The organism is Moorena sp. SIO4G3, from assembly GCF_010692305.1.
Taxonomy (GTDB): Bacteria; Cyanobacteriota; Cyanobacteriia; order Cyanobacteriales; family Coleofasciculaceae; genus Moorena; species Moorena producens_A.
In genome coordinates this window covers 1-4,253 of the sequence record NZ_JAAHIG010000553.1, presented here as the reverse complement: position 1 = coordinate 4,253, position 4,253 = coordinate 1, and the positions used below count along the sequence as shown (strand labels likewise).

The following is a 4,253-nucleotide window of genomic DNA, read 5'->3' as shown; positions in this document are numbered from 1 at the left end:
CCCTTCAAACCTTGGCCAAAAGGCCACGCTACGCGAACAACCCTTCAAACCTTGGCCAAAAGGCCACGCTACGCGAACAACCCTTCAAACCTTGGCCAAAAGGCCACGCTACGCGAACAACCCTTCACCCTTGACCCCTTCCAGGGATTCTACCAAGCTGCGAACCGCTGCTACCATGGCCACTTCGCTATCTAACTGATTGATAGCGGAACCAACGCCAACACCAGCAGCACCAGCAGCAATGGCCATGGGAACGGTCACACTGGATAATCCGGAAGCACACAACACTGGTACTGACACAGCACGAGAAATTTCATAGGCAGCTGCTAAGGTTGGTGCTGCTTTTTCAATTAAACCCAAGGTGCCAGCGGAGCGAGGGTTACTGCTGGTACCCCCTTCAGTTTGAATAATATCGGCTCCTGCTTTGACTAATTCTGCCGCTAGTTCTACTTGCTGATCTAACTTTAGAATGTGGGGAACAGTTACTGATAAGGTTATATTGGGTAGTAATTTACGGGTTTCAATGGTCAGTGCCAATACGTCGGAAGCATCAAACCACTTCCCCTGAGCATAAAAGCTATCAAAGTTACCAATTTCAATCAGATCAGCGCCAGCTTGGATAGCAATAACAAACTGCTTTGGTTCTACAGCAGAAACACAAATTGGTAAATCCGTTAACCCTCGTGCTAACCTGACTAGATCGGGTGAGGCGGCAATATCGACAAAAGTCGCTCCACCCCGTGAAGCTGCTTTGACTACAGCAGCAACTTTCTGGGGATCAAAAGTATTTAAGCCACTAATTACTTTCAGGCAACGACCTTGGTCTAAGGCTTCGTTTAGTGTGTGATGCATAGTCATATTTTCTGTTTACCCCTGTATTATCAACCAACTTTACCTAATTTTTAATTAACTGTAGGAAATTTTTTTTCTCTCTGAAGAATTCATCCAAACCCCTATATTTTTGCCTAAACTAAAAGCATATCGGTGCTGATGGCTACTCCTTCTATATACAAATAAATGAATTTCCCGCAACTCAAGCTATCTCATTTTCACAGTGATGTCTTAAAGAATACCGAGTTAGGTCAGCTTTGTGGCAAAAAGCAGCTGTTTCGCGATCGCTATGAAGTGTTACGGATGATTGGTCGAGGTGGTTTCGGTGTCACCTTTTTAGCCAAAGATACATCCTTACCGGGTCAGCCGTTTTGTGTCATCAAGCAACTTCGTCCCAAATTCAGTGATCCAAAAGCATTACATAACGCTCGTCAGCGGTTTGAGAGAGAAGCAAAAATTTTGAACAAACTGGGGACTCACCCCCAAATCCCGATGCTGCTCGATTATTTCGTAGACGATGGAGAATTCTACTTGGTTCAAGAGTACATTCGAGGCATTACCCTAGCTAGGTTGGTCAGGCGTTCTGGTTGCTTATCCCCAGGAGCCGTTAAACGTTTTCTGCGAGACATACTACCGTTATTGCAGTACATCCATGACCATGGAGTAATACATCGCGATATCAAACCTCAGAATATTATTCTTTCTAATGATGATGGTCGGTTGGTACTAATTGATTTTGGGGCAGTTAAGGAGTTAATTGCCCAAGCATCAGATAGCAGTGTCAGAAACCAAACTACCCATTTCATCGGTACGGTAGGATTTGCTCCACCGGAACAGTTTACTCTACGACCCGTGTATAGTAGTGATCTTTATTCCCTAGGGGTTACCTGTCTTTACCTACTCACTGGAAAAGCCCCCCTACAATTTCAGAGCGATCGCCAAACTGGTGAACTGAGGTGGCGTAAAGCATTGGACTTGAGTGATTCCTTTGCTAATATTCTCAACAGAATGCTAGCTATTTCCCTCAAAGAGCGTTATTCAAACGCAAGAGCGATCCTAAGGGCCTTGGATAATAAATTACTTCAAGAGAATCTTGCCGAGTTTCTAGTTATTCAACCTCAAGCTAATCAACACCAACGACAGGAAAAGCAAGACACCGGTAAAATTCAGAAATATACGCCTCCTACAGAAAAAACTGCGATCGAGATTCGAAAATGGAAACAAAGGATGCAAGCCAAACACCGCCACAAGGATATCAACAGAGTTGAACATCTATTTAATCATTAGGCTAAATTGGCAATTACAAGGATTCCGGACAAAAAAGACTGACAGCGAATAACTTCGCCATTGGTTCGTTTTTCATCCTTCATCCTTCATCCTTCATTTTCCATTCTTTACAGGTCAGCCAGTATTACGCATGCCAGCAGCAATACCGTTGATCGTCAATAAGGCTCCTCGTAGTAACTCTCCCTTACTATACCGGGATTGAACCACACCCAATGTTACCTGGTTGCTATGTTGACGCAGGCGTTTGAGCAAAGATACCTGTAAAAATCCTAAGGGAACGATGGTACCATTACGCAACTGTACAGACCGTTGTAAATTTGGGTCGCCATCTAGCAGTGTTTGGTGTCCTGTGATCGTCAGGACTAAATTGCAGGTAAGGTTAAATTCCTTAGCAATTTGCTCAAACAAATGCTCGAAGCGTTCCAGGTCTTCAGGGTTTGAAAGTTCCTTGAGATAGTGGTGAGCAATTTGTAAATCCACCTTGGCTAAGGTCATCTCTACTTTGGAAATAACCATTTTGAAGAAGGGCCATTTTGAGTAGAAACAGCGCAATAGGTTGATATTCTCCTCTGGATCCTGATCGACAAAGCTTTGTAGTGCAGTGCCAACACCGTACCAGCTCGGTAGCAAGAAGCGGCTTTGAGTCCAGCTAAAGACCCAAGGAATTGCCCGCAGACTGCTTAAATCCTTCTTCCCTGATTTACGCCGTGCAGGTCGAGAACTAATTTGCAACTGGCTAATTTCTTGAATCGGTGTCACTTGATGGAAGAAATCTACCAGATCTGGTTGCTCGTGAATCAGAGCTCGGTAATGGGTACGGGAGGTCTGAGCTAACTCCTCCATAATTTCATTCCAGGGCTGGATATCATCAAAGCCATTATTGAGTAAGCTAGCTTGAATCACTGCTGTGGCTATTGTTTCGAGATGATAGAGCGCTAGTCCTGGAAGAGAGTACCTAGAAGCAAGGACTTCCCCTTGTTCGGTAATTTTGATTCGGCCATTGATACTGCGACCCGGTTGCGCCAGGATAGCTTCATAAGATGGGCCACCACCACGACCCACTGAACCACCACGACCATGGAAGATCCGTAAAACAATACCGTACTCTTGGGCCACGTGCTCTAAGGCTTTCTGAGCTTTGTGGATTTCCCAGTTGCTACTGAGGAAGCCAGAATCTTTGTTACTGTCGGAGTAGCCGAGCATTACCTCTTGCAAGTTAGGAGAGGTTAACGCTTGTTCCCGTAGCGTGGCCGTTCGCGCAGCGTGGCCTACGGCCTTAAGGCCAGGGTTATTTGATTGTTCAGCTTTGGCGTTCGAGTAGGGTAGGTTATTTAGTTGACGGTTATTTGAGCTAACCTGCATCTGTTGATATCCACCAGCCAAACTAGCACGATACAAGGGTAGCTCAAACAGGGATTTCATCACTGCTGGAGCACGCTTAAGGTCTTCCACTGTTTCAAACAGTGGCACCACGCGAATGGTTCCCTGACCAGTGGCCGGGTCATACAAACCAGCTTCCTTCGCCAACAAGAGGACTTCTAACAAATCGCTGGCCGTATGACTCATGCTGATGATGTAGGTTTGGCAGATTTGGGGACCAAACTCTTGTTGCAGTTGCCGCACCATCCGGAAGGTTTCGATAGTCTCGCAGGTTTTTTCCGAAAATGGCAGTTCTGTTGGGATTAATGGACGTCGGGTTCGCAACTCAGCGGTTAACCACAAGCATGCTTCGGATTCCGATAGCAAGTTGTAGGGCTTAGGCAAAACTTGCAGGTACTCAGCAATTTCACTGAGGGCTTCTGAGTGGCGAGAACTTTCCTGGCGAATATCTAGGTGAGCTAGGTAAAAGCCATAAATTTCCACCTGACAGATTAAATTGTCTAACTCACGACAGTTCAACCCAGTTTCCACCAGATTACTCTCAATCAGCTTTAGTTCTGCCAAGAATTCTTCTCCAGAGCGGTAAAAACTCCAGCTTTTACCATTAGCCATCTCATCTGGTACAGGCATACCATTGGCAAGCTGTTGGTTTCGCTCACGGGTGTTTTCCAGTTTTTGCTTAACGTAGGTCAGTTTGAGTCGATAGGGTTCTTGCCGATAGCGAATGGCGAGCTGTTCGTAAACCTCTGGCAATT

At 45.6% G+C, this 4,253-nt stretch carries 3 protein-coding genes; 1 reads left to right on the top strand and 2 read right to left on the bottom strand.

The annotated features are described in order from the left end of the window. Positions 1–108: 108 nt before the first annotated feature. Entirely contained in the window at positions 109–858 is a 750-nt protein-coding gene (locus F6J99_RS42550) for a DUF561 domain-containing protein (RefSeq protein WP_293122843.1), read from the bottom strand. 159 nt (positions 859–1,017) lie between these two features. Here F6J99_RS42550 and F6J99_RS42545 point away from each other — a divergent pair, with 159 nt between their 5' ends. Further along, complete coding sequence (locus F6J99_RS42545; RefSeq protein ID WP_293122841.1) at positions 1,018–2,118, top strand: serine/threonine-protein kinase; 1,101 nt, start codon at positions 1,018–1,020, stop codon at positions 2,116–2,118. 114 nt (positions 2,119–2,232) lie between these two features. Here F6J99_RS42545 and F6J99_RS42540 read toward each other — a convergent pair. Then, a partial coding sequence (locus F6J99_RS42540; protein ID WP_293122839.1) for a phosphoenolpyruvate carboxylase occupies positions 2,233–4,253 on the bottom strand: 2,021 nt, incomplete at its 5' end.

Excerpts from the sequence above, each read along its gene's own strand:
- F6J99_RS42550 (WP_293122843.1), bottom strand. The coding sequence starts at position 858 with ATGACTATGCATCACACACTAAACGAAGCCTTAGACCAAGGTCGTTGC.
- F6J99_RS42545 (WP_293122841.1), top strand. The coding sequence starts at position 1,018 with ATGAATTTCCCGCAACTCAAGCTATCTCATTTTCACAGTGATGTCTTA.